23 protein-coding genes are annotated in these 24,451 nt (G+C 60.4%); 15 read left to right on the top strand and 8 right to left on the bottom strand.

The features are described 5' to 3' along the window. The first annotated feature begins 101 nt into the window (after window positions 1–101). Entirely contained in the window at window positions 102–1,607 is a 1,506-nt protein-coding gene (locus AACH73_RS09590; RefSeq protein ID WP_338734701.1) for a Do family serine endopeptidase, read from the top strand. Between the two features lie 64 nt (window positions 1,608–1,671). Here AACH73_RS09590 and AACH73_RS09585 read toward each other — a convergent pair whose 3' ends face one another. Beyond that, window positions 1,672–2,052 carry a group II truncated hemoglobin gene (locus tag AACH73_RS09585; protein ID WP_338734700.1) on the bottom strand — a complete coding sequence of 127 codons (381 nt, stop codon included), beginning with the start codon at window positions 2,050–2,052 and terminating at the stop codon, window positions 1,672–1,674. A gap of 214 nt (window positions 2,053–2,266) precedes the next feature. Further along, window positions 2,267–4,675 carry a glucan 1,4-alpha-glucosidase gene (locus tag AACH73_RS09580; protein ID WP_338734698.1) on the bottom strand — a complete coding sequence of 803 codons (2,409 nt, stop codon included), beginning with the start codon at window positions 4,673–4,675 and terminating at the stop codon, window positions 2,267–2,269. A gap of 353 nt (window positions 4,676–5,028) precedes the next feature. On the opposite strand from AACH73_RS09580, the gene AACH73_RS09575 reads away from it, so the two are divergent. The 4 genes from AACH73_RS09575 to AACH73_RS09560 all read left to right on the top strand — a co-directional run bounded on the left by AACH73_RS09575 (window position 5,029) and on the right by AACH73_RS09560 (window position 9,318). After that, window positions 5,029–5,442: a response regulator transcription factor gene (locus tag AACH73_RS09575; protein ID WP_338734696.1), complete on the top strand. Its 414-nt coding sequence runs from the start codon at window positions 5,029–5,031 to the stop codon at window positions 5,440–5,442. A 99-nt stretch (window positions 5,443–5,541) separates the two neighbouring features. Next, on the top strand, window positions 5,542–6,075 hold the full coding sequence (locus tag AACH73_RS09570; protein ID WP_338734694.1) for a DUF4199 domain-containing protein: 534 nt from the start codon (window positions 5,542–5,544) through the stop codon (window positions 6,073–6,075). Between the two features lie 154 nt (window positions 6,076–6,229). Continuing rightward, window positions 6,230–7,813 carry a sodium/solute symporter gene (locus AACH73_RS09565; RefSeq protein WP_338734692.1) on the top strand — a complete coding sequence of 528 codons (1,584 nt, stop codon included), beginning with the start codon at window positions 6,230–6,232 and terminating at the stop codon, window positions 7,811–7,813. A gap of 236 nt (window positions 7,814–8,049) precedes the next feature. Further along, window positions 8,050–9,318 carry a dicarboxylate/amino acid:cation symporter gene (locus AACH73_RS09560; RefSeq protein ID WP_338734690.1) on the top strand — a complete coding sequence of 423 codons (1,269 nt, stop codon included), beginning with the start codon at window positions 8,050–8,052 and terminating at the stop codon, window positions 9,316–9,318. Between the two features lies 1 nt (window position 9,319). Here AACH73_RS09560 and AACH73_RS09555 read toward each other — a convergent pair whose 3' ends face one another. After that, window positions 9,320–10,117 carry a FadR/GntR family transcriptional regulator gene (locus tag AACH73_RS09555; RefSeq protein ID WP_338734689.1) on the bottom strand — a complete coding sequence of 266 codons (798 nt, stop codon included), beginning with the start codon at window positions 10,115–10,117 and terminating at the stop codon, window positions 9,320–9,322. 212 nt (window positions 10,118–10,329) lie between these two features. On the opposite strand from AACH73_RS09555, the gene araD1 reads away from it, so the two are divergent. Continuing rightward, complete coding sequence (gene araD1 / locus AACH73_RS09550) at window positions 10,330–11,340, top strand: AraD1 family protein (RefSeq protein ID WP_338734687.1); 1,011 nt, start codon at window positions 10,330–10,332, stop codon at window positions 11,338–11,340. A gap of 130 nt (window positions 11,341–11,470) precedes the next feature. Here the strand turns inward: araD1 and AACH73_RS09545 are convergent, their stop codons facing one another. Further along, window positions 11,471–11,644, bottom strand: a complete 174-nt coding sequence (locus AACH73_RS09545) for a hypothetical protein (protein ID WP_272742673.1) — start codon at window positions 11,642–11,644, stop codon at window positions 11,471–11,473. A gap of 385 nt (window positions 11,645–12,029) precedes the next feature. On the opposite strand from AACH73_RS09545, the gene AACH73_RS09540 reads away from it, so the two are divergent. The 8 genes from AACH73_RS09540 to AACH73_RS09505 all read left to right on the top strand — a co-directional run bounded on the left by AACH73_RS09540 (window position 12,030) and on the right by AACH73_RS09505 (window position 18,704). Then, window positions 12,030–12,332, top strand: coding sequence for a hypothetical protein (locus AACH73_RS09540; RefSeq protein ID WP_272742674.1), 303 nt, complete (start codon window positions 12,030–12,032; stop codon window positions 12,330–12,332). Window positions 12,333–12,416: 84 nt separating this feature from the next. Continuing rightward, on the top strand, window positions 12,417–12,869 hold the full coding sequence (locus AACH73_RS09535; protein WP_338734686.1) for a hypothetical protein: 453 nt from the start codon (window positions 12,417–12,419) through the stop codon (window positions 12,867–12,869). 154 nt (window positions 12,870–13,023) lie between these two features. Then, window positions 13,024–13,179, top strand: coding sequence for an entericidin A/B family lipoprotein (locus AACH73_RS09530; protein WP_338734685.1), 156 nt, complete (start codon window positions 13,024–13,026; stop codon window positions 13,177–13,179). 117 nt (window positions 13,180–13,296) lie between these two features. Then, window positions 13,297–15,162: an ATP-binding protein gene (locus AACH73_RS09525; RefSeq protein WP_338734684.1), complete on the top strand. Its 1,866-nt coding sequence runs from the start codon at window positions 13,297–13,299 to the stop codon at window positions 15,160–15,162. A gap of 3 nt (window positions 15,163–15,165) precedes the next feature. After that, on the top strand, window positions 15,166–15,630 hold the full coding sequence (locus AACH73_RS09520) for a response regulator (protein WP_272742678.1): 465 nt from the start codon (window positions 15,166–15,168) through the stop codon (window positions 15,628–15,630). A 10-nt stretch (window positions 15,631–15,640) separates the two neighbouring features. Then, window positions 15,641–17,218 carry a response regulator gene (locus AACH73_RS09515; protein ID WP_338734682.1) on the top strand — a complete coding sequence of 526 codons (1,578 nt, stop codon included), beginning with the start codon at window positions 15,641–15,643 and terminating at the stop codon, window positions 17,216–17,218. A gap of 93 nt (window positions 17,219–17,311) precedes the next feature. Then, the gene (locus tag AACH73_RS09510) at window positions 17,312–17,824 is read left to right on the top strand and encodes a hypothetical protein (protein ID WP_338734681.1); all 513 of its coding nucleotides are present in this window, start codon (window positions 17,312–17,314) and stop codon (window positions 17,822–17,824) included. A 109-nt stretch (window positions 17,825–17,933) separates the two neighbouring features. Next, complete coding sequence (locus tag AACH73_RS09505) at window positions 17,934–18,704, top strand: ATP-binding protein (RefSeq protein WP_338734680.1); 771 nt, start codon at window positions 17,934–17,936, stop codon at window positions 18,702–18,704. Here the strand turns inward: AACH73_RS09505 and AACH73_RS09500 are convergent. Further along, window positions 18,701–19,177: a MarR family winged helix-turn-helix transcriptional regulator gene (locus AACH73_RS09500; RefSeq protein WP_338734679.1), complete on the bottom strand. Its 477-nt coding sequence runs from the start codon at window positions 19,175–19,177 to the stop codon at window positions 18,701–18,703. The two genes, AACH73_RS09505 and AACH73_RS09500, sit on opposite strands and share 4 nt — an antisense overlap. Before the next feature lie 70 nt (window positions 19,178–19,247). On the opposite strand from AACH73_RS09500, the gene AACH73_RS09495 reads away from it, so the two are divergent. Beyond that, window positions 19,248–20,087 carry an alpha/beta fold hydrolase gene (locus tag AACH73_RS09495; RefSeq protein ID WP_338734678.1) on the top strand — a complete coding sequence of 280 codons (840 nt, stop codon included), beginning with the start codon at window positions 19,248–19,250 and terminating at the stop codon, window positions 20,085–20,087. A gap of 49 nt (window positions 20,088–20,136) precedes the next feature. Here AACH73_RS09495 and AACH73_RS09490 read toward each other — a convergent pair whose 3' ends face one another. From AACH73_RS09490 to AACH73_RS09480, 3 genes are all read right to left on the bottom strand, one after another. Then, complete coding sequence (locus AACH73_RS09490) at window positions 20,137–23,103, bottom strand: TonB-dependent receptor (RefSeq protein ID WP_338734677.1); 2,967 nt, start codon at window positions 23,101–23,103, stop codon at window positions 20,137–20,139. A 179-nt stretch (window positions 23,104–23,282) separates the two neighbouring features. Beyond that, a complete protein-coding gene (locus AACH73_RS09485; RefSeq protein ID WP_013479482.1) occupies window positions 23,283–23,465 on the bottom strand; it encodes a DUF1328 domain-containing protein in 183 nt (60 codons plus the stop codon). A gap of 225 nt (window positions 23,466–23,690) precedes the next feature. Continuing rightward, the gene (locus AACH73_RS09480; protein WP_338734676.1) at window positions 23,691–24,398 is read right to left on the bottom strand and encodes a response regulator transcription factor; all 708 of its coding nucleotides are present in this window, start codon (window positions 24,396–24,398) and stop codon (window positions 23,691–23,693) included. Window positions 24,399–24,451 lie beyond the last annotated feature (53 nt).

The following is a 24,451-nucleotide window of genomic DNA, read 5'->3' as shown; positions in this document are numbered from 1 at the left end:
GTTGCATGGATTAAAAGATGGTAAGCCCGCGTGAAAACACTGGCTTGCGGCCTTAAAATGCCTATGTTGACCGTAACAGCGTATAATCAGGACGAAGACCCATGGGGAACGTGCTTAACTCGGTAAAGAAGAATAAAGGCCTGGTGGCGGGCGTGGCCGGTGGCCTGATGCTCGGTGCGGCGGTGGCCGGTGCGGCGGTGTCCGGTCTGGGCGGCTATGACGGCTCGAGCCTGATCAAGACGGCGGCCGTGACCCCGGTGAAGCCGCCGGCAGGCGCGCCCATGTCCTTTGCCGACATCATCGAACGGGTATCGCCCGCGGTCGTCTCGATTGAGACCAAGGGCAAGGTAAAGGTGCCGAACGGCCTGATCATCCCCGGTTTTGAACCGCCGTCGCAGGGCGAGGGTGAGGGTGAAGGCAATGAGCAGGAAGTGCGCGGCGCCGGATCCGGCTTCTTTATTACCGCTGACGGCTATGTGGTGACCAACAACCACGTCGTCGAAGGCGCGGACGAAATCACCGTTGTCCTGACTAACGAGCAGAAGCTGACGGCCAAGGTCATCGGCCGCGATCCGGCCACCGATTTGGCCGTGCTCAAGGTCGAAGGCAAGAACTTCCCCTATGTGCAGTTTGAAACCGAGCAACGTCCACGCGTCGGCGACTGGGTGATTGCCGTCGGCAACCCGTTCGGTCTGTCGGGTACGGCAACGGCGGGCATCGTCTCGGCCTTTGGGCGTCCGGATGGCGCGCAGGGCTATGTCGATTACATGCAGATCGACGCAGCCATCAACCGTGGCAATTCCGGCGGTCCGACCTTTGACCTCAACGGGCGCGTTATCGGCGTCAACTCGGCCATCATCACGCCGTCGGGCGGCAATGCCGGCGTCGGCTTCGCCATCCCGGCGGATACGGCTTCGGCCATTGCGCGCAAGCTGATGGCGGGCGGCAAGGTCGAGCGCGGCTATATCGGCGTCTCCATCCTGCCGGTTACGGATGACGTGGCCGAAAGCCTCAGCCTGCCGGACAAGGACGGTGCCTATATTGCCGACGTCACCAAGGACGGTCCGGCCGCCAAGGGCGGTGTGCAGGTCGGCGACATCGTCAAGAAGGTCAATGGCAAGACGGTCAAGCTCAATACCGACCTGACCCGCAACGTGGCCGACGTGCGCCCCGGCGAGAAGGTCGAGGTCGAGGTGTTCCGCAATGGCAAGATGGTCAAGCTGACCATTGTCGCGGCCCTGCGTCCCGGCGAAGACGAACTGAACAAGATCCTGAATGGCGGTGGCGGCAGCGCCACGAGCCCGGAAACCGGCGCGCCGGTGCTGGGTCTGAGCGTCAAGCCGCTCGACCCGACCTCGCGCAAGACCTATGGCATCGAAGCCGATGTCAGTGGTCTGGTGGTCACGGCGATTGAGCCGACCTCGGACGCGGCCAAGAAGGGCCTGAAGGCCGGGGACGTCATCGTGCGTGCCAACAACCTGCCCGTGGCCAATCGCGCTGATTTTGACAAGATCGTCGCGGAGATGAAGGCTGCCAACCGGCCTTCGATCCTGCTGCTGGTCAATCGCGCCGGTCGCAATGTGCCGCTGCCGCTGAGCCTTAAATAAGGTTCAGGCATGGAACGCAAATACGAAACCCCGGTCCGCAAGGGCCGGGGTTTTCTTTTGCGGGCTATTCGCGGTTCTGCATATGAAAGGCCAGCCGTTCGACCGGTTCGCGAATGAGGTCGCGTAAGCGCGGATCGGCGATGGTGTCGTCCAGGGCGCGGTTGAAACACAGCAGCCATTCGTCGCGCTCAGCCGGGCCGATGGGGGCGGGCAGATGGCGCGCGCGCAGGCGGGGGTGCCCATATTTTTCCACATAGACTGGCGTTCCCCCCAGCCAGCCGGTGAGATAGTCGGTGAGTTTCGCCTCGCTGCCCGACAGGTCCGCCGGGTGGATGGCGCGGCAGCGCGCCGCTTCGGGCAGGGTGTCCATCAGATTATAGAAGCGACGGCACAGGGCTGAGACGCCGTGCGCACCTCCGATGGCCTGATATAGTGTGACTTCCATGCGCAGGTATTAGGATGCGACCGCAGGCCGCGCAAGGGTGATCTGTCGCGTCTGTGCGCACCGTGTCGGAGCCGAGAACCTTTATAACCAATGCGAGGTTAGGGCGAGTTATCCGACGACTACCCCTTCGTCATTTTTCACTTATGCTAAAAAAGCCACCTCCCCACGCCGTCGGCGTAGGGAGGAGACATAGCGATCCAATTTTCGTTTGTCGCTACTTCGCGAACGTCTCTGCGGTGATGGGGTTGCGATCCCATACCTGACCATCGGCCAGAGAACGCAACAGCTTCACATATTCCGCGTGGGTCCAGGCCAGAGGTGTGGCCGAGTCCGTACCTTCGCCGGTTTCATAGCCTGCGGGCTTGACACCGACGCCGTCCCACACCTGTTCGGGCAGCATCAGGCCTTCATTGGCGAACAACTCCATGGCGCGGACATAGGTGGCGCGAATGCGCGTCTTATCGCCATCTGTCACACCGCCGCTTTTCAGCGCTGCGCGCGCCAGTTCGTAATGGCCGCGTTCGCCGGTGAAGAAGGGCCACACCCGCCCGCGCTGACCGGGCGTCGAGCTGCCGAGCACGCCATAATTGGCGCCCGTCGTCTCGTCTTCGCCATAGCCGTCATTGCCGTAGCGACGGAAACCGGGGAAGCTGCCCTCGACGCCCTTGAAGCGGAAGGTGTATTTGACGCGCAAGTTCTCCGGCAGGGTCTCGTCGTCAAGGAAGGTCAGTGAACGGACGATATTGGCGTCATCGGCGCGGCGCACGCCATAGCGCACCAGCTCCAGGAAGCCGCCATCGAGGATCAGGTCGCCGCGCATCCCCTTGCGGCCATTGCGTTCGTCCTGCACGCCCGGATTATTGGCGTCGTCCGAGCGCGACAGGCGCATATAGTAGGTGTCCTTACCGCCCTTGATGGCACCCGTGGTCGTTACCATGCGGGTTTCGATCTTCGCCGAAATATCCGCGGCTCGGGCCTTCAGTTGCGCGGCCATATCGGCGTCTGCCGACCGCGCGGCGATGTCAGATGCGGCGATCAGCCCCGCGACAATGGCGGCGGTGGTGGAGGGCGAATAGCCTTCCTGTTCTTCCCAGCGCTCCTGCTGCGTATAGGGAGGGGTGATTTTGGCATTGTTCCAGCCGATATGCGTCGTCCCGCCATCTTTGAGGAAGGTGGCGGCGGGTTTGAGCATCGACGTCCACGAGGCCTTCAGATCAGCGTCGCTCATCAGGCCGCGGTGATTGAGGTTCCAGCCGAGCATGATCGGCATGGCCGTCTGATCGAGCTGCACGCCCACCCATTCCGGCGTGCCATCGACGTGAGCCTTTTGCAGGAACCAGCCGCCGTCGCCCGTATTGCCCGGCGTGTTCGGCCCGACCTGCACTTTGGGGAGGTAGTGATAGGCGGCCAGCGGCGTCTGTTTGTCGCCCAGCGCCGCCAGCGCCATCGCCACCTGATAGAAGTCGCGCGGCCACACGGCCTTGTAACCTGTCGCTGATTGCTTGGCAAAGACGGTTTCGCCCCACGGATTCGAGAGGGATGCGATGAGCGCCCCGGCATAGGTTCGGTCTTCCTGCACCTTCAGCATCAGGGCTGACGCGTAGAGCAGCTTGCCATTATCGGTCGACTGAGCGGTCAGACGCGGCAACTCGCTCAGTGAGGCGAGATAGTCTTCCCAGCCGACCGCCTTGCCCTGACCGTTATAGCGCGCCATGACCGTGGCATAGCCGGTCTTCAGAGTCGCGGCGGCTTCCTTGTCGGCGGCAGCGACGTCCTTGCCGAAGCCGAGCGCCAGATCGAAGGTGGCCGAGGTGGTCACCGGCTTGAAGGCGGCGACGGCGCGGATATTGCCTTTCTCGCTGACCCTGGCGTTCAGCGCGCCCAGCTTGCCGTCTTTTAGCAGGCCAACCAGTGCGTCCTTGCCCGTAAAGCCAACGCTGGCCGCCTCATAGGGCACCGAAGCGCGCAGAGACAGTGCGTGCGGGCCGTCAAAGGCGCGCAGCGCGGTCCTGGAGGCATCGCCCTGATCGTCGCCGGAGGTGTTGTTGACCGACGGATCAAGCACGACATAGGGCGTCACCACCCCTTTCAGCGCCTTGACCGTGACGCGCAGCATCAGGGTCTGATGGTCCGGGTCGGTGAAGACGTCCTTAATGACGACAAAGCGGCCCTGCTTGTCTTTATTGGTCAGGCGATAAGCGGGCGACAGCGGACGCCCGGCCTTGTCCTTATGCAGATAGTCGATATGCGACACCGTATCGGTGGCTTCGCTCGCTACCCAGCCGTCTCCCGCAATGACCAGCGACAGGTCGCGGATCTGCGCTTCGTGGATCAGGCCGTACATGGTTTCCGACACCACGCCGTTGGCCAGCGAAAACCACACCTTCGACACCGTGCCGGTGCTGGCCTTATCGCTATACTGCAGGTTTTTATAGGCCTCATAGGACGCGCCGATGCCCTGCTTGGTCGCCGAGGCCCAGGGGGAGGCCTCACCGGGGCCATCCGTGGCGTCGGTCGAGACAATCTGATTAGGGGTGTGCGCGGTATTGCTTTCTTGAGCGCAGGCGGCAGAGGCGGCCAGGAGGGCGCACAGACTTACCGATGCGATGAGGCGCTTGGACATAAGGAAACTCCCTGAACGCGCACCGTTGATGGCAGAAGATCACTTCTGCGGCGGTGCGTTTTTACAATCTTTCCCTATTGGTACAGCGCCGCCGCCCCTGACGAAACCCGCTCCAGACGTGAATACGTATTCAGCTATTTCATACCTTCCTGGCGTGCCGGGGTGTAACGCCAGCGAAAGTACAGCTTTCGCCCGCGATGGGACGCCATGAGCTGCCGAAGGCGGTGATCGAACCAACGATGCGGATGCGGTGGTGGGGGCTACGCAACGGCAAACGGACCTTTGCCGGGTGGTCATAACGACCGCCTCATCCCACACTTCGCCGTTCGCCGAACTCATGATAGAACGCGGCTATGTGGAAACGGGTAATCATCTATGGAGCCCTGCTGGCGCTGGGGGCGGTTGGCCTGCAATGGCTTGACTACCAGTCGCTGGTACGCCGTGCACCCCAGACGCTCTATATCGGTTTAGTGGCGGCGGGCTTTCTGGCGCTGGGCGTCTTTGTGGGCAGCCGGCTGTTCCGGGCACCCCCGGCCCAACCCTTCGACGGCAACCCGCAGGCCCAGACGGCGCTGGGGATCAGCGCGCGCGAGCTCACCGTGCTGCACGAACTGGCGGCCGGACAATCCAACAAGGAGATCGCCCGCAAGCTCTGCGTATCGCCGCACACCGTCAAAACCCATGTGGCGCGCCTTTATGACAAGCTGGAGGCGGCCCGGCGCACCGAAGCGGTACGCAAGGCGCGCGAACTGGGGTTGATCGAGTAAACCAAAAGGACGGATCACCCGAAATCATCCTTTTGGGCGATTGTGCAAAACCGCTGAACCGCCTCTGCTCAGTCAACCCATTTACAGGAGAGCTGTTCCATGTTGCGCACCATTTTTGTCTTTGGCGGTATAGCCGGCCTGATCGTCGGCGTCCCGCTGTTTGTGATGACCGTCGGGCTCAAAGGCCATCCGCCGATGCCCTGGGGCATGGCCATAGGCTATACGACCATGCTGATTGCCCTGTCGGCGGTGTTTGTCGCCGTAAAGCGCCGCCGCGATGTCGAAGGCGGCGGGGTCATCCGCTTCTGGCCGGCCTTTGGCATGGGCCTGGCCATCAGTCTCGTCGCCGGAGTGATCTACGTCCTCGCATGGGAAGCGGCTCTGGCGGTGTCGGGGATTGACTTTGCCGCCGACTATGGCCGTGAAGTGATCGCCCAGAAACGCGCGGCGGGGGCCAGCGCCGCCGAACTGGCAACCTTGACGAAGGATATGGCGGCCTTTGCCACGCAATACGCCGATCCGCTCTATCGCCTGCCGATGACCTTTACCGAAATCTTCCCTGTCGGCGTGCTGGTCTCGCTGATCTCCGCGGCTTTGCTGCGCAATCCGCGGTTCCTGCCGGCGCGCCGATGAGGCGAAAAAGTCTTTCACCTGACGTCTGCCTGCTCTAACCTGCCCTCGTTAAACTAAAGCGGGTTTCATCGAAACGCGCTCTCGGTTTTGATTGTCGCGCATTTGGGTCCGAAAACCGCTTTACCCTTTTCGGAACGCGCTTTGAGGGGCAGGGATGGCGTTCGGCACGCTCAACAGCATCGATATTGGCGTGGCGGCGGCCTATGTGCTGGGGCTGGTGGCGCTGGCGCTTTTGTCTCGGCTGAAGATCACCACGCTGAAGCAGCAGTTTCTGGCGGCGGGTCAGGCGCGCTGGCCCGTGGTGGGGTTCACGCTTTACGCCGCGACCCTGTCGTCCTCCGCCCTGATCGGGGTGCCCGGCTCGGCCTACGCGCATGGGATCAGCGTCTATAATTACGACTGGGTAGCGGTGCTGGTCCTGACCCTGTTCTGCGCCGTAGTGCTGCCGACCTATCTGTCATCCGGCGTCTTCACCGTGCCGGAGTTCCTTGAAAAACGCTATGGCCGCTTTGCGCGCACCTATGTGTCGGGCCTGTCCATAGCCCTGATGACCTTTGTCGATACGGCAGGGCTGTTGTTTGCGGGCAGCCTGTTGTTCCGGCTCCTGTTTCCGGCGCTCAGCCTGTTTGAGGTGGGAGCGCTCCTGTCGCTGTGTGCCGGGCTGTTCCTCGTCGCCGGAGGCTTGCGCGCCGTGCTGATCACCGACACGGTGCAGGCGGTATTCCTGATCGGCGTCTGCGCAGTCATCAGCGTCCTGGCGCTGAAGGCCGTCGGCGGCTGGCAGGCGGTTGCGGCCCACAGCGACGCTCTGCGGCTGCATCTGGTTCGTCCGGCCACGGATGATGTGCTGCCGTGGACGGGTCTGGTCACCGGTCTGCCGCTGATAGGCTTCTATTTCTGGTGCACCAATCAGTACATGGTGCAGAAGGTGCTGGCGGCCAAATCGCTCGATCATGGCCGCTGGGGCAGCCTGTTTGCCGGCGGGTTGAAGCTAACGACTCTGGGGCTACTGGTCGTGCCGGGCCTGTGCGCGCCGCTGCTGTTCCCGGCGCTTGACGCCCCCGATCAGACCTTTTTCGCCCTGGCCTTCAGCCTGTTGCCGACGGGTGTGGTTGGTCTGGTCGCCGGGGTGTTCCTGGTCACCATCCTGTCGTCACTGGCCTCCAACTACAATGCGGCGGCAACGCTCGTGACGCTCGACTTCCTTAAAGCGCTCCGCCCGCACACCTCAGAGTCGCGGCTGCTGCTGGCCGGGCGGCTGGCCATCCTCAGCGTTATGGCTTTGTCGATCCTGTGGCTGCCCATGCTGGGGGCCATTCAGGACACGCTGTGGAACTACCTGCAGGCCATGCTGGCCTATTTCGTGCCACCGGTAGCGACGCTGTTCCTGATGGGCCTCTTCTGGAACCGCGCCAATGCCTTTGGCGCGGCCTGTGCGCTGATCGTCGGCACAACCCTGAGCCTTGGCCTGTTCGTCAGTGTAGAGATCATCGGCGTCTTGCCGCTGCATTTCCTGGTGGCGGCGTTTATCATCTTCCTCGTCAGCGCGGCCGCTTTGATAGCGGGCAGCCTGATGCGCCCGGCTCCGGAGGCTTCGGTGAGCGCGCTCGTTTTCACCCGCGCTGTGTGGGACCGCGAAAGCGCCGCATTGAAAGGCGTGTCTTGGTACAAAAATTACCGCTGGCTGTCGCTGGGCCTTTTGCTATTGACCGCGCTCCTTGTCGCTCCGTTGTTATAGCGAAATTTTTAATACCTCCAGGGCGTGCCGGGGTGTGGCGCCAGCGAAAGTACAGCTGTCGCTAGCGATAGGGCCGCCCCCCGAACGGCGGGGTGGTGGGGTTTTTGACTAATTCAACCCGCATCGTGTGATCGTTCATTCCAGCGGCAACGTGACCTAATTTCACCCGTTACTTTTCCTCGCTTGCGCCTTTAGCGTTTCGGCCTATCTTCGGGGTCTTACTGATGAGGCTTAACATGTCCAAAATTCCCTTCTGGTTGCGCGTTCTGGTGGCTTTTGCGCTGGGGACCGGGGTGGGGGTGGCCTTCGGTCAGCAGGCCGTGCCGTGGGTTGAGCCGATCGGCGACCTCTTCGTCAACCTGATCAAGATGCTGGTCGTGCCGCTGGTCTTCTTCACCATCGCCGCCTCTATTTCGCGGCTGGGAGAGGGGGCTCTGGGCGAAGGTGGCGGCGGCAAGGCCGTGCGTCTGGGGGTGGTGACGATCGTGTGGTTCATCATCACCGCTGGTCTGGCCGTGTCGCTGGGCTTTGCTATCGGCCACCTGATCGAGCCGGGCCGGGGCTTAAGCGGCCTGCCGCTGGCCGATGTCAAGCCGAAGGTCATCCCGCCGGTGCAGGATGTTCTGATCGGCATTGTACCGACCAATATTTTCAAGGCCTTTGCCGAAGGTCAGGTCTTAAGCGTCGTTTTTGTCGCGCTGTTTGTAGGCGCGGGCCTGAGCGCCCTGGGCGAGCGCGCGGCCGAGCTGAAAACGCTCGTCTCTCAGGGCAGTCAGCTGATGTTCAAACTGACGCGCTGGGTGATCCAGTTGACGCCGTTTGGCGTCTTTGGCCTCATTGCCTCGGTGGTAGGCTCTTATGGCCTTGAGAGCCTGACGCCGCTACTGAGCTTTATCGGGGCCATCTATCTGGCCTGTCTGATCCACGTGTTTGTCGTCTATCCGGTTCTGCTCAAGCTGCATGGCTTGCGCGTCGTGGCCTTTTACAAGGGCGTATTCGAAGCGCAGCAGACGGCCTTTTTCACCTGCTCGTCGCTCGGCACCCTGCCGGTGTCGCTCAATGCGGCCATCGAAAAGCTGAAGCTCAATCCGGCCTATGCGGGCTTTGCCGTGCCGCTGGGGGCCAACATGAAGATGGACGGCTGCGGCGCCATCTATCCGGCCATCGCTTCAATCTTTGTGGCCAACTATTTCCACATCGAGCTGACCCAGAGCCACTATGTGATTATCGCCCTCACGGCCATGTTGGGGTCACTGGCCACCGCCGGCGTGCCGGGCGTAGCGACCGTCATGCTGACCCTGACGCTTTCAACCGCCGGCCTGCCGCTGGAAGGGATCGCGCTTCTGGCGGCTATCGACCGCATTATCGACATGGTGCGCACCGCGACCAATGTGACGGGGCAAATTCTGATCCCAACGCTCGTGGCGCGCGAAAATGGCCTGCTGGAACCAGCCTCACCACTGATCAAGGCCAGGGCCGTGGCGTCAGAGGGCGCGGGCGTCTAAACTAGCTTCTCGGTTCGAGATACTGTGTCTGCATGGAGCGCTGGGTGTCGTCGAGGGCCATTCGGATGAGGGATTCCATGCACCATCTTGCGGCGCCGGCGTCCTGACGCTTGATGGCATCGAAGACGCGTCGATGGTCAGGGATGGGATCGCGGGTTAGGGCCTGATGGCGCTGCTTGAAGCGCGTGGACCAGGCGACAGCGGCGCCGATGGAGTGGCTCAGGGAGGCGAGGGCCTCGTTATGTGTGGCGTGCATGAGGGCGTCGTGGAAGTCGAGATCGGCCTTTCGCCCGGCCTCGGTGGCCAGGGTCTCGGCCTGCATGAGGTCGAGCGCCTTATCCATCAGGCGCAGATGCTCGTCCGTGCGGCGCAGAGCCGCCAGCTCGGCGGCGGCCGGTTCGGTGATCAGGCGCAGTTCAAACAGGCCCTTGATGAAGTCCTCCGACGGCTCGGTCTCGAACATCCAGCCCAGCACCTCCGGATCAAGCACGTTCCAGCGGCGGCGCGCGGTGACGCGCGTCCCGGCCTTGGGGCGGCTTTCGACCATGCCCTTGGCGGCCAGAATGCGGATGGCCTCCCGATAGGCCGAGCGCGAGATGTCGAGCGTCGAGGAGGAATCGATCTCATTGGGCAGGACTTCGCCGGGCTGATAGACGCCCTTGAGGATGTCCACCCCCAGCCGGTGGGCCAGCGCCCCGTGCAGGCGCCCCTGAAAATGCACGCCGTAAGCGGAACTTGGGGCGGAACTGTCTTTGGCCGGGGAGCGGTCAAACGAAGCGGCGGGTCGGGTGTCGGTCATGCAGGTCCCTGTCTAATCCCCCGTCTCCCCGCTCGCGGAGAGACGGGTGTAGGAGAATCTCCGTATGATCATAAACTCGATTTGACAAACGGCAAAGGCGGGCCTAAGTCACAATCAATTGTCTGAGTTTTAAAGACTTAATGGCCGCGCATCCTGCCCCAAACCGCCAGACACGTCTGGGGGGATGCGCTTGATCTATCGGGAGCGACCGCATGACCCTTCGCCTGATCCAGTTTGTCGATGCCCACGCAACGCGTGGCGTGGCCGCCGCCGAGGATGACGGCTCGGCGAAGCTTATTCTGGGCGTGACCACGACCTATGAGCTGGCCAGGGCCGCCATCGCGGCCAAACGCTCGATTGCCGATCAGGTGGCGCAGCAGGGGCTGGGTGAGGCGGTGGACATTGCGCTGGCCCTGTCCGAAGGCCGCGTGCTGGCCCCGATCGACCATCCGGACCCGGCCCACCTGCACCTGACCGGGACGGGCCTGACGCACCTGGGCTCGGCCGAGGGCCGCGACAAGATGCACGCCAAGGCCAAAGAGGCGGGTGGCGAAGAAAACCTGACCGATTCGATGCGCATGTTCCTGATGGGCGTGAAGGGCGGCAAGCCGGCCTCGGGCACGGCGGGGGCGCAGCCGGAATGGTTCTATAAGGGCAATGGCTATGCGTTGGTCGGGCCGGGGGCCGAGCTGGTGTCGCCGGGCTTTGCCGAGGACGGCGGCGAGGAGCCGGAAATGGCGGGCATCTACGTCATTGGCGAGGATGCACAGCCCTATCGCATCGGCTTTGCGCTGGCCAATGAGTTCTCAGACCACGTGACTGAGAAGCAGAACTATCTGTGGCTGGCCCACTCCAAGCTGCGCCCGGCAAGCCTCGGTGTCGAGCTCCTGACCGGAGAGCTGCCGAGCCACGTCGAAGGCACGTCGAAGATCGTGCGCGGCAATGAAGTGATCTGGGAGAAACCGTTTATCTCGGGTGAGGACAACATGTCCCACACGTTCGAGAATCTGGAGCACCACCACTTCAAGTACGAACTGTTCCGCGTGCCGGGCGATGTGCACGTGCACTGCTTCGGCACGGCGACGGCGAGCTTTGCTGATGGCGTGAAGACGCAAGCCGGCGACGTGTTCGAAATCGACGCCCGCCCCTTCGTCCACCCGCTCAGAAACCCACTCAAAACCACCGAACCTCTCTCCCACACCGCAAAGGTCGTGCGCCTGTAACGGTTGTCTCCTCCCTAAGCCGTAGGCATGGAGAGGAAAAACAGGCGATATAGAGCATAAAAAGCCGCCCTGATCTTTTCCGATCAGGGCGGCTTTTTGTTGCTAGTGGTCTGACGTCAGAACCCGAAGATTAAGGCTTTTCGGAGCCGACCGGATTTAATTTGGGCATCTTGCCCTGTTCGATACGGCCTTCATTACGCAGCTTGCGACCGTCTTCGGCCATCTTGTCGTTGTGGAGGGCTTCACCCAGTTCCTCTTCGACGCCGCCGGCAGTTTCCTTGATCGAGCCTTTTACATCGCCCATGTCTGATCTCCTCTTTAACGCGGGGTGGGAAGGTCGCGACGCCGATTTCGGCGCGACAACCTTATCCGCACACTGCGCCCGCGCCGCGTCAGTTTTCGCCGGGTTTGAAAGGCGTTGTGCGTAAGTAAAAAATCAGGAAATGGCCCTTTATCCGCCCCTTATTTTTGTTTTTGGCCATAGGCATCGCATCCTTAAAGCGGCGCCGGTAGGTTTCAATCATCACATCCACACGGACCAATGACACGGATTAAAAAACGAGATCCCCCCCATCCTCGTTTGCGCCCGTTTCGACGGTCTTCCGTGTCAGACATCCCCCCCCGCCCCGCGGTTCGTGTGGATGTGACCTCCATTCCCCCCATGTCGCACGCCATCAAAGGAGAGATTGATGCTGTCCCCTGCCACCAAAGCCGCCGCTGGAGTCACCAAGATTCTGGCCGAGAACGACGTCCGTTCGGAAGCCGATCGCACCGTTGATAACGTGGAAAAGTCGGCGCGCCATATGGCTGACGACCTCACTTCGCGCGCCAACGAAGCCGGCGCGAAGCTCCGTCACATCTTCGACGACGCTCACGGTCATCTGAACAAGGCCAGTGGCCGCCTCAACAAGGAAGTTCACGATAATCCCGTGCGTACCGGCCTTCTGGCCCTTGGGGCCGGCGTTCTGATCGGCATGCTGATCAAGCGCTGAAATATCTGACACGCATCGGTTTTGGAGGGCGGAGTCCAGCAGGGCTTCGCCCTTTTTTCATCGGGTTTTTAAGAGGAATTGGATATGTCCTTACTGGTTCGCCTGGCTCAGCTCGTTCTTGTGCGTCAGCGGTTTCATCACGTGCAGCCACAGGCCATCGCCTTTCTGAGTGCGCTGGGCGTTCTGGTCGCCCTTATGGTGTTCACGTTGGTAGCACTGGCGCTGGGACTTTCGGTGGTGTTGCTTCTGGCCTTTTACGCCTTGCAGGCGCTCACGCTCACACCCGAGGTGGCCGGTGCCATTGTCGCGGCTATGGTCATCCTCCTGGGGCTTATGCTTTTAGTGGCGATCGGGCGTGCGCGGCGGGCGGTTCAGGCCGCGCTTGAGCGTCTGATCCGGGACACCGCCGCCCTGCCCGGCGAGCGTGAGGTCGAAGGTGTTGTCACGCGCACCAGCGCAAGCGCCTTGTCTGTGTGGCGAGCCTTTCGCAACGGACTGAAGGGCGAAAAATCAGATCACCGTAAAACAGCTGTCTGATTTTTCTTATGATGTCTTTATGAAGCCCTGCGCCGTTGGCATGGACCCATTACCGCAGGCAGCGCAATCATGCGACGAAGATGGGGGACTTTTATTTCAACGCGGCGTTCGGAAGCCCTGTCGTTTCCGCCAATCGCCCAGATAGGATGAAGACATGACCACGAAGATCGCCAAGATGATCATGATTGCCGGCGTTGCACTCGCTGCCGTTCCGGCCCTGTCGGCCTGCAACACTATTGAAGGTGCGGGCAAGGACGTGCAAGCGGGCGGCGAAGCCGTTTCGGATGCCGCCAAGGACGCCAAGAACTAAGCCCCACAGGTTTAGCGGGAGACTGGACATTTCCGGTTTTCGCAGGCTCTGATGCCGTCAGGCTTCGGGGCCTGCATTTTTGTTTTCAGGCGGTTTCGGCGGGATGGGGCAAGAGGCATGATGTGGCAAAAGCTGCTACGGCAGCGCCATTACTATCTGGTGATGTTTGTGCTGTTGTCCGTGGCGACCGTGGCCTTTTCTTTCATCGTCTATGCCCATTACGACCGTATTCAGGATCAAAACCGGCGATCGCTGTTCGAGTACGAAGCCATCCGTCAGAGCCGGGTGGTGCTTGTCGATCTTCTGGATATGCAAACGGGCGTCCACGCCTACCTGATTTCCGGCGAAGAGAAGACCCTGACGGCCTACCGTACGGCCCGGACTATGCTGGACCGCGATCTGTCGGCCTATCGTACCCTGGTTCTGCGTTACGATCCTGAGGCGGCACGCGACATCTATCTGTGGCTCGACAATATCCGCTCCCTTCGCAAAACCTTTGACGATCAGGTCGAGAATCGCAGAGTTGGGCGCGGGGCGGCGCTAACGCGCGAGGCCTTTTTGCGTCAGGTTCAGGACATGGCCCATGTGCGGCGGGCGCTGGAAACCACCAATATCAAACGCATCGTTGACGTCCGGCTGCAGGCTGCGGAGGTGGCGCGCGCGCGGTCCGATTTCTTCTACACCCTGATTATCGGCAGCGTGCTTCTGATCGGCGTTATGTTGCTGGGCACAGTGACCATTCTCAATCTCGAGGCCGATTTCCGCAGTCGTCTTGCTGAGCAGGAAGGTGTGATGCAGCGATATCGCGAAGTCACCGAAGGGATCAACGACGGCCTGTTCGAAGTGAATTTTGTCAGCGGCGACTTTTATTGCTCGGCGGCCTATAAGGCGATGCTGGGCTATGGCACGGACGAGGTGGAGAACCGCTGGGACGTGTTTCGCAACATGATCCACCCCGATGACCGCGAGGTGGCTGACGCTGATCTGCGGCGCTATATGGAGGGGACGGATGGCGCCTATCGCAGCACTTTTCGCATGCGACATAAGGACGGTGGCTATCGCTGGATATTGTCGCGTGGCGTTGGCACGGGGGCCGATTTCAGCGGCATTAAGAGCATGATCGGTACCCACGCCGATATTACCGAACAGAAGCAGCGTGAAGAAGAACTGCGGCAGCTTTATGCAGATCTGGAAACCTTTACCTACATCACCTCACATGATCTGCGTGCACCTCTGGTCAATCTGAAAGGTTTCTCCAAAGAACTGGAAATATCCATGAAGGACGTCTCTGCCGCGATTGCCCCCTATCAGGCGGGCTTTGCGGCGGCGGATCAGAAAACGCTCGATCTCGCTCTGAAAGAGGACGTGCCAGAAGCTCTGGGCTTCATTGCCAAGGGTGTCGAGCGCATGGATAGCCTCACGCGCGCTATCCTCGATTTGTCGCGCATCGGCAAGCGGGTCTATACGGTTGAACCCGTTAACACGCAGACGATATTCGATAAATGCGTCGGTGCCCTGGGATATGATATCACTCAGAAGGGGATTGAGATCGCGTGTGCCTCCTTACCGGTGGTTATGAGCGATGCCATTGCGCTGGAACAGATTTTCGGCAATCTGCTCGATAATGCGGTCAAATATCTGCGGACAGATGTTACCGGTAAAATAGAAATGTCCGTGCGTGAAACGTCGCACGACTATATCTTCACCCTGTCCGATAACGGGCGCGGCATTGCCGACATCGACAAACCCAAGGTGTTTGAAATCTTCCGCCGCGCGCGCAACACCACTGAGGTCGGAGGGCTGGGACTTGGCATGGCCTATGTCAAGGCGACCCTTCGAAGACTGTCGGGAGAAATCTGGTTCGACTCGAAAATTGATGAAGGGACGCGCTTTCATGTGCGCCTTCCAAAACGCCCTAATCTGAGCGACGGCTTCGGGCCAGTTTCGCGCACCTCCACTCAAACCCCTCTGACGGAAACCTGACCTATGATGGTGCCTGCTTTTGACGATCAGTTCACCCTCGTCATGATCGAAGACGATGCCGGTCATGCGCGCCTGATCCGCAAGAACCTGGAGCGCGCCGGTATCGGTAACCCGGTACGGCATTTTGAAGACGGGGCCTCGGCCATCGACTACTTCTTTGGCGATCACCTGAGCGCCGAACAGGTTGCCGAACGCCACGAGCGCACACTGGTGCTGCTCGACCTCAACATTCCGCATATCGACGGCTATGAGATTCTGCGCCGCCTGAAGGGGGATCCGTCCACGCGCGCTATACCGGTGATTGTTCTGACGACGACAGATAACCCTCGCGAAATAGATCGCTGCTACGAACTGGGGTGCAATGTCTACATCACCAAGCCGGTCGAGTATGACAATTTTTCCGACGCCATCCGCAAGCTGGGACTGATGCTTGCGGTGGTGAAGGTTCCCAACACCGTGGTGAAATAACAATATGCCCATGTCCGCCCCCGCCCTGACCCGCATTTTGTACATCGAAGATGATGAGGCGTTAGGCCGCCTGTTGCAGAAGCGTTTTCGCCGGCACAGTCTGGAGGTCGATCTGGCCATCACCGCCGAGGCGGGGCTTGAGGCTCTGTCGCAGCAGAGGTTCGATCTTGTCCTGCTCGACTATAATCTTCCCGGCATGAACGGGCTTGAAATGCTCAAGGTTCTAAAGGCGCGTGAGGATGCGACGCCGGTCATTATCCTGACCGCCGGCGGCGACGAAGCCATTGCGCTTGAGGCGATGGAACTGGGTGCGGCCGACTATGCGGTAAAGGACATAAATCAGGCCTATCTCGATCTGTTGCCGGCCGTCATGCAGGCTGCCTTCACCAAGGAGCGTCTCCTGCGTGAGAATGAGCGTCAGCGGCAGGAGCTACAGGCCGCCAAGGAGCGCGCTGAGGCCGCCTCACAGGCAAAGACCGATTTTCTGGCGACCATGAGCCACGAGATTCGCACACCGCTCAATGTGGTCACCGGTCTGTCGGATATTCTAATCAAGTCGCCGCTAAATGACGATCAGTACCGTATTGTCGAAACCCTGCGCACCAATGCCCAGCTTCTTTTGCGCCTGATCAACGATCTTCTCGATATTTCCAGAATTGAAGATAATAAAATCGACCTGGAGTCCACAGCCTTCCGCCCCGCCGATTTGCTCGAAGACCTGAAGATGATGTTTGCGCAGGATATTGAGCGCAAGGGGCTGGACTTTGCCCTGAGCGATCATACGCAGGGCGTGACGGTGCGCGGCGACCGCACGCGCTTGCAGCAGATTGTCATGAACCTGATTTCCAACGCGCTGAAGTTTACATCGCGCGGCGAAATCGAACTGATCGGTGAGGCGAAGACGCAGGGCGACAGGGTCGATCTGACGCTTTGTGTGCGCGATACCGGCATAGGTATTCCGGCCGCCAAGCGCGATCAGATTTTTGACAAGTTCACCCAGGCCGATGCTTCGATCACGCGGCGCTTCGGCGGGTCGGGACTGGGCCTGTCGATCGCCCGGGCTCTGGTCGATGTGATGGGCGGTGAGATCTCGGTCGAAAGCGAGGAGGGGCGAGGATCTTTGTTCAGCGTCCGCCTGAGCCTGCCGGTGGCGGTGCTGGTGCCGGTAGATGATGAACGTCCGCCCGTGCCGCCACCCGCACCAGGTGAGCGCCCGCGCGTGCTGATCGTTGAGGATTATGCGCCCAACGTGCTGGTGGCGACGCTTATGCTGGAAGAGATGGGCTATGAGGCCGAGGCCGCTGAGTCCGGTATCGAGGCACTTGAACGGCTGACGCACAGCGACACCCACTACCACGCCATCCTGATGGATGTGCAGATGCACGAAATGGACGGCTTTGAAACCACGCGGCGCATCCGACACCTGGAGCCCGTCAAAGGGTTCCGCTACCGCATTATTGGCGTGACAGCCCATGCGCTGGCCGGGGACCGGGAGCGCTGCATCGAGGCGGGGATGGACGACTATTTATCCAAGCCCATTCAGCCGGGACTTCTGGCCCAAAAGCTACGCGATCTGGCCAGGGTCTAGGTGGCGCTTACCGCCCCTTTATGCGGGCGTCTGCGCTCCGCACTGCACCCTTGCGAGCGGGGCATTAGTCTTTGACGGACAAGGAGATATCCCATGTCCGAGACTGTCGAACGCGATACGACCCTAAGCGGTAGCCAGGCAGGTGACCCCTCGTCTGAAGCCGCGGCCATTGAGGCCCCAAATCCGTCCCCGGATGAAAGCGTTGGCGCTGTTTCAAAGACAGAGGCTGTTCCGGTGGATTTCTCGCTCGATATCGAAGACGCGCGCCATTTAAGAAGTGACCTTGAGGATCTTCTGACCGGCGTGGAGACAGTGCACCTCAAAAGCGATGTGAAGGCGCAGATTTCGCGGCTTAATGCCTGGGCGACGCGCTATGCCGAAGGACTTGAGGCTGCGCGGCAACTGGGCGAAACCGGCCTGACCATGCTGGAAGACGCGCGGGTGCATCTGGCGGCGCAGCTCGATGATTATCTGCGCCTGGAAGGCGAGGGCGGTCAGGTGGCGACACCCGATCAGTCACGCCTGATCGACGAGCTGAACCGCGCCCTGCGCCGCATCACCCGTCTGCAAGGGGCGCTGCGCGGGCAGTTCATGCAAACCCCCTGAGCGGCCGCCGCTGGACGGTTGTTTTTAATAACCGTCCGGGGCTTTTGCTTGGCCTTGTTCACCGGAATGATATATGTCTCTGCCAGTGTTTGCCCATTTGGGGTTAATTATGGGTTCAGAGGTCAGGGTGGCGAAGGTGGAATCGGATCTGGGGAGTGATCCGTCTGAAGAGACCCAACTCAAGGAAGCGCTGTACCGTCAGATGTTGTCCGCTGTATCCCACGATCTGAAAACACCGCTGGCGACCATTATCGGGTCGCTGGAGGTCTATACGCTGCTCGAAGCCAAGCTCTCGGAAGAGAAGCGGCGTTCACTGATCAACTCCGCCCTGTCCGAAGCCTATCGCCTTGACAAGTTCATCACCAATATTCTCGACATGGCCAAGCTGGAAAGCCGCGCGGTGCAACCGCGTGAGGAACCGGCCAATCTGACGCCCCTGATCCGCGATTCGATTACGCGCTTAGGTCCCCTTAAAGACAAGGGCGAAATCCGCCTGCACGATCTGGGGGGCGCAGAGGCCTTCCGAACCGATACGGTGCTGTTGTCGCGCGTCGTCGGTCTGATTATCGAAAACGCGCTGAAGCATACGGGCAAAGCCCCGGTGGTCGATATAGACTATGGGGCGTCGGGCGAAGAGGCCTTTGTCCATGTACGCGACCACGGGCCTGGCATTCCGCCGGATAAGATGCGCGCGATTTTCAGCAAATATACGCGCCTGCAAAAGCAGGATCAGCAGAATGCCGGCACGGGGCTGGGCCTGTCGATTGCCGAGCTGATCATGACTATACTCGGCGGACGTATCGAGGTGCGCAACCACCCGGAAACCGGGGCGGTGTTCAGCGTCTATGTCCCCGTGCAGATGGCTGAGGCCCGGGCTTAAGACTGATCGGTATCCCACTGCGCCAAACTGGCGCTGATGCGGCGCATATAGTCGCCCAGCGCCTGACATTCCTCATCGCTGAGAATGGTCATCATGTCGGTGACGACGCCTGCCTGAACCGCCAGTGTGCGCTCAGTCAGTTCGCCTCCGGCCTTAGTCAGCCACAGGCGCCGTACCCGCTTATCCGCCGCGTCGCTTCGCCGCTCAATTAGCCCGCGTTTTTCCAGTTCAGGCAGTAACATCGAGAGATTGGAGCGACCGACCAGCAGCCGTTGCGCCAGCTCATTCTGCGTCAGGCCTGCAAAGCGGTAGATATTGGCCAGAATATCGTGATGGGCCAGCCGCACGCCGAAGGGGGCCAGGCGTGTCGTCAGGGCCTTTTCGACCATTTGGTGCGCGCGGGCGACCGCGATCCAGTTGCGAAAGCGCGGCAAGTCCCAGGGGAGAGGGCCGGTGGGGGCAGGGTCCGTCATTTCCGTCCTTGTTATTTGTTCAACTTTGAACTAATTATCGTTCAATCTTGAACAGAATAGGCGCGGACCCATGACGGTGCAATCGGACTCCCTGACCGAAACGCCCAAGGCACAGGCCGACCGCCTGTTCGAGGTCTTCTGCACGCCGGAACCCTTGACGGAAGCGGCACAAAAAGGAATGGCGCGGGTCGCCTCGCGACTGAGCGCTGCTCTGGCGTTGCGCATTCCGTTTCAGGATGGTGAGCTTCAGGCCTATCGCTTTGTCGGGAACGGACGCGGAAGCGTCGTTCTGCTGCACGGCTGGACCGGTCAGGCGGCGGTAATGACCGCCTTTGTGGAGCCCTTGCTGGCCGCAGGCTTCGATGTCCTGGCGCTCGATTTTCCGGCGCATGGGCGCTCCGATGGTGAGCGCCTGCATGTGGCGTTGGGGGTAGCGGCCCTGCACGCGCTTCACGCCGTTACCGGTCCCTGGCATGGCGTGATTGCCCACTCGTTTGGCGGGGCAGTGGCCTTTGCGGCCCTGTCGGGTCTGGTCGGTGACCTGCCACCGCTGAGCTATGGGCGGCTGGTTTTGATCGCTGCCCCCTGTTCCATGCCGCGCGTCTTCGAGACCTTCGCCCGACGCCACGACCTGTCACCGGAGGCCACGCAGTCTCTCAAAGACCACGTCAAGCGCCTGACCGGCCATCCGGTCGAAGCCTTTATGGGCGACGCCATTCTGCGCCAACACCCGGTGCCGACACTGGTCCTGCACGCGCCGGAGGATCAGGAGGTGCTGTTCCTCAGCGCGGAAAGCTTCGTCTCAGCCGGGCCGCATGTGAGCTTACATCCCTTGCCTGGACTGGGCCATCGCCGCATCCTCTATGCGAAGGAAACCGTGCAGGCCGCGACGGCCTTTATGGAGACCTAAAAAAACCCCGCGGTTAAGGGCGGGGTTTTTCTGTTCATCCGTAGGCGGACTACCTCTTAAATTTGATGCTGACGAAGCCCGTGCGACCGATGACGTCAAAGACGCCCGATTGCCAGCCTTCGTCGCCGAAATAGGCCCCACCCGCTTCAGCCCCGGGATAACGCGGCGGTGCGGTGTCGAAGACATTGCTCAGCCCCACGCCCACGGCCACATTCTTCTTCAGATCATACCAGGCGTTGAAGTCGTGATACATGATCGACTTGGTACGGTAGGGGAAGTAGTTTTCGAGATTGATGGTGGTGTTCATCCGCATCGGCGAGAAGTAGCGGGCGCTCCAGCTCATCCACAGCGGCCCTCTCTGATAGGAGAGGCGCGTCACGCCCTTCCATTTCGGGAAACCGAAAATGCCAAGCGTGCTTGTTACGCTTTGCGGGTTGTCCGGGTCCGGCGTGATCTTGTTTTCCTTAAGGCGCGTAAAGACCATGTTGAGCGACAAACGACCGCTGTCGCTGCCCCAGCCCCACGAAGACAAGTCTGTGAAATAGTCTACCTCGACATCGACGCCCCGGTTGGTGCGCTTGGCCAGGTTGATATTCTGCTTGACGACGCGCAACAGGTTGTTGGTGCCGGCTTCGCGCACGACGAGGTTGCAGTAGGGATTGTTCTGCATCGGGGCATCGACGCATTTGTTGATGATGGTCTGCGGCTCGACCGCGGCAATCACATTGCTAAGGTCAATATCGTAATAGTCCACCGACATCGTGAAGTTCTTCATGAAACGCGGTTGGGCGACCAGTCCGACGGTCAGGGTCTTGGCCGTTTCGACCTCAAGATCCGGATTGCCCTTCTTTTCGACCTCGGTCCAAAGCCAGTACGAATTCTTGTTGGCCGGGTGCAAAGCCGCGCAGTTGGCGAGCGTGTCCTTGGTCGTTTCCGTGCGATAGGTCATGTAGTAATTACATGGATCATAAAGCCACTGTCCGCTGATCGACGAGGCGGTGAAGACTTCGCTGATGTTCGGGGCGCGCACCGCCTTGCCGTAGGTGGCCCGCAGTCGCAGGTCACGCACCGGAGCGTATTGCAGGCCGTATTTCCAGGACGTCGTCTTGCCCGCCGTCGAATAGTCCGAGGCGCGAACGGCGGCATCTACCGAGAGCTTATAGGCAAAGGGCAGATCCGCCAGGATCGGCACACTCAGTTCGCCGAAGATTTCCTTCACATCGTACTCACCGCGCAGCGGGTTCTGTACGACGCCAAAGTCGGGCACATAGGCCGGGTCTTCGGGATTATATTCGGCAACAGCCCCGATGAAGTTCTTTTCCTTACGGTATTCACCGCCGATCACCGCCTGCACCTCACCAGCGGGCAGGGTGAAAAGCCCGCCCGTGGCGTAGGCAGAGACCACCTGCTGTTCCAGCGTGGAAACCGACTCTGAAGGGTTAAAAGTCAGGTATCTGATAACGTCCTGCGTCAGCGGTTTGAACGGATTGAGCGGCACGCAATTGGGGTCATTATTGGTGGGGTCGGCGTCGGCATTGACGCCGCACACCGGCTTGCCCCCCGGACCTGAGACGGCATCCAGCGCGCGCATATAGCGTTCGTTGGAGACGGCATTGCGGTCTTGGGTGCGTTCTTCGGTCTTGCCGTAGGAGTAGTAGGCCGACCAGTTCCAGTCGTGGCCTGCGAACAATGCGGGCAGGTTGCCGTCAAAGCCCGTGACGATTTGCGACAGATCCCGCTGATAATAGGAGCTCGACTTACCGATTTCGGGGAAGTTCCGCGCGAAGGCGACATAGGGCAGACTGCCCCCATTCGCCGCAATCATCTCCTGGGTGATGAAGGGGTTGCCTTCATAGAGCCAGTTGGACGCGCCTTCCCACCACATGCCATATTCGCCGTGCGATTTGTTCGTGGCGTAGTCCATTTCGAGGAAGTAGCGCAGGTTTGAGGTCAGCTCATAGTTGAGAGTGCCGTGCGCGATGAAGCGGTCATTCGGTACAGACAATAGCCAGTTATCATAGCGACCGCCGTATTCGCCGCCATCCGTTTCAAGATTGGCCACGCTTTCGGGGCGGCTGAGGTCATAGGTGTTCTTGAGAATTCCGCCTGGCCCCAGAATGGGGGCGCGCATGGTGCCGTCGTCATTGAAGGTATAGACCTTGCGTCCCAGTAGCACCTGAGCGCGCGGCGAATAGCCAAGATTGCGGCGGCCGTCGATGATATAGTTGACCGCCGTAGGCCCCGAACCGAGGCGGCCCCACCACGGATTGCCCGTCGCCGTCCAGGGACGGTCCTGCCCGCCGACCGTGCCGTCGGATTTGCCGTAATAGCCGAACAGGGTGAAGTTGCCTTTGCCTTCGGCGAAATTCTTCCCCCACAAAAGATCCACATCGTAGCTCGGCATATCGTTACGTGCCGAATTGCCGTAGCGGATATTGCTGTCGATCCCCTCAAAATTCTTGCGCAGGATAAAGTTGGCGACGCCAGCCACCGCGTCAGCCCCATATAGCGCTGAGGCCCCGCCGGTGATCACTTCAACGCGCTCCACGAGGCTTGACGGGATGGTGGAAATATCGACCGCCGATGACCCCGGCGCGCCGGGCACATGGCGGCGGCCATTGACGAGGACAAGGGTCCGCTTGGTGCCAAGACCCCGCAGGTCAAGCGCGTTCAGACCCGGATGGCTCTGGTCCATCGAATCCTTGTCACGGTTGGTATTGCTCGTCTGATCGCTCTGGCTGATGACGAGCGCAGGCAACTGATTGACGAGGTCGGCGATCTGACGCGGGGAATTTTTCTGGATGGTGTCAGAGGTGATGACCGAGGTCGGCGTGGCGCTCTGTGCGCCGCGTAAGCGAATGCGGGTGCCTGTAACGACGACCTCTTCGACGGCCTCTTCGGCCTTGTCCGTCTTGGTCTTCTTGTCGCTCTGGGCGTGGGCTGCGGGCGTGACCGTCAGGATCAGCCCGATCGCTGAGCCATGCAGCAGATATCTGAGAAATGAGGATGTATTCATGATTGCGCTCCACCGGAAGTGGGGGAACGCTAACGGCGTATTTGTATATTGGCTACTGTATACGATGTAATGTTTTTCATTTGTGATATTTGTGTGTCTGACTTGCAACACGCGTGCGACAGGGCCTGTAAAAAACCCCGCCGGTAAAGGCGGGGTTTTTCATGAGCGTATCAATAGCTTCACATCGGTGGGCTTGAGCGACGCCCGGTCAGCGCACTGTAGACCAGACCCGCGATAAACAGTACCACAAACACGACGGCGATGAACTTGGCGATATCGGCAAACGTGCCCGCGAGGCCCGTAAAGCCGAACAGGGCGGCCACGACCGCCAGAATGAAGAAGGTGATGACCCATCTCAGCATTGGAAGATCTCCATAAGAACATTAGTGGCTGAGTTCATCATCGCGCCCTGCCTGTAAGGATACAAAACGGGGTAAAGTCTGCGTCCGTAAGCGCCGGGTAAGGCGCAGGCAAAGGCTCAAAAAAACAAACGGCGGCCCCTGGGGAAGGGGGCCGCCGTTTCTTCGCAGGGAGGCAGCCAAAGGGCGATGGGGGCGCCGCCCTTATGGGACCTGATCCGGGGGTGATCAGGCCGCGGTTTCGGCAACGATCTCCATGCGGTAACCGATACCGGATTCCGAGACGATCGACTTCGACAACCCCGGCTTGGTCTCCAGCTTTTCGCGCACCTGACCGATATAGACGCGCAGATACTGGGTATCGTCCACGTGGGCCGGGCCCCAGACTTCCTTGAGGATTTGTTTGTGCGTGAGCATACGGCCACGATTGACGAGGAAGAAGCGCAACAGGTCATATTCCTTCGGCGTGAAGGGCACCTTATTTTCGTCGATGAACACTTCGTGGCGCACCAGATCCATTCGGATCGGGCCGTTGACCACATCAGGTTCACCCACTTCGCGTACGACCGATTTGCGCAGATTGGCGTTAATGCGCGCCAGCAGGACTTCGGCCGAAAACGGTTTGGTCACATAGTCGTCCGCACCCAGGTTGAGGGCCGGCGCCGCGTCCATGTCTTCTGAGCGCGCGGTGAGTACGATGATCGGCACATTCGACCACTGACGGATGGTCTGAATGACCTCCTTGCCGTCGATGTCCGGCAGGCCCAGATCGAGCAGGATCAGGTCAGGTTTGACCGAAGCTGACAAGCGAATGGCCTGCTTTCCGTTCTCGCTCTCGACGACCTTGAAATCGGCGACATCGAGAAAGATGTTCAGCATCTTGCGGATTTCGTCTTCGTCATCGACCACAAGTATGGTGTTCTTCTTTTCGATCATGAGGCGTCTCTTCGCAGGCAAAGGGGTGTTAAAACCCGTATTTACTATGACCT

Origin of the sequence: Asticcacaulis sp. DW145 (assembly GCF_037101385.1) — a bacterium.
Classification (GTDB): domain Bacteria; phylum Pseudomonadota; class Alphaproteobacteria; order Caulobacterales; family Caulobacteraceae; genus Asticcacaulis; species Asticcacaulis currens.
The sequence above is the reverse complement of the archived record's forward strand: the minus strand, read 5'-3'. Positions and strand labels throughout refer to the sequence as shown.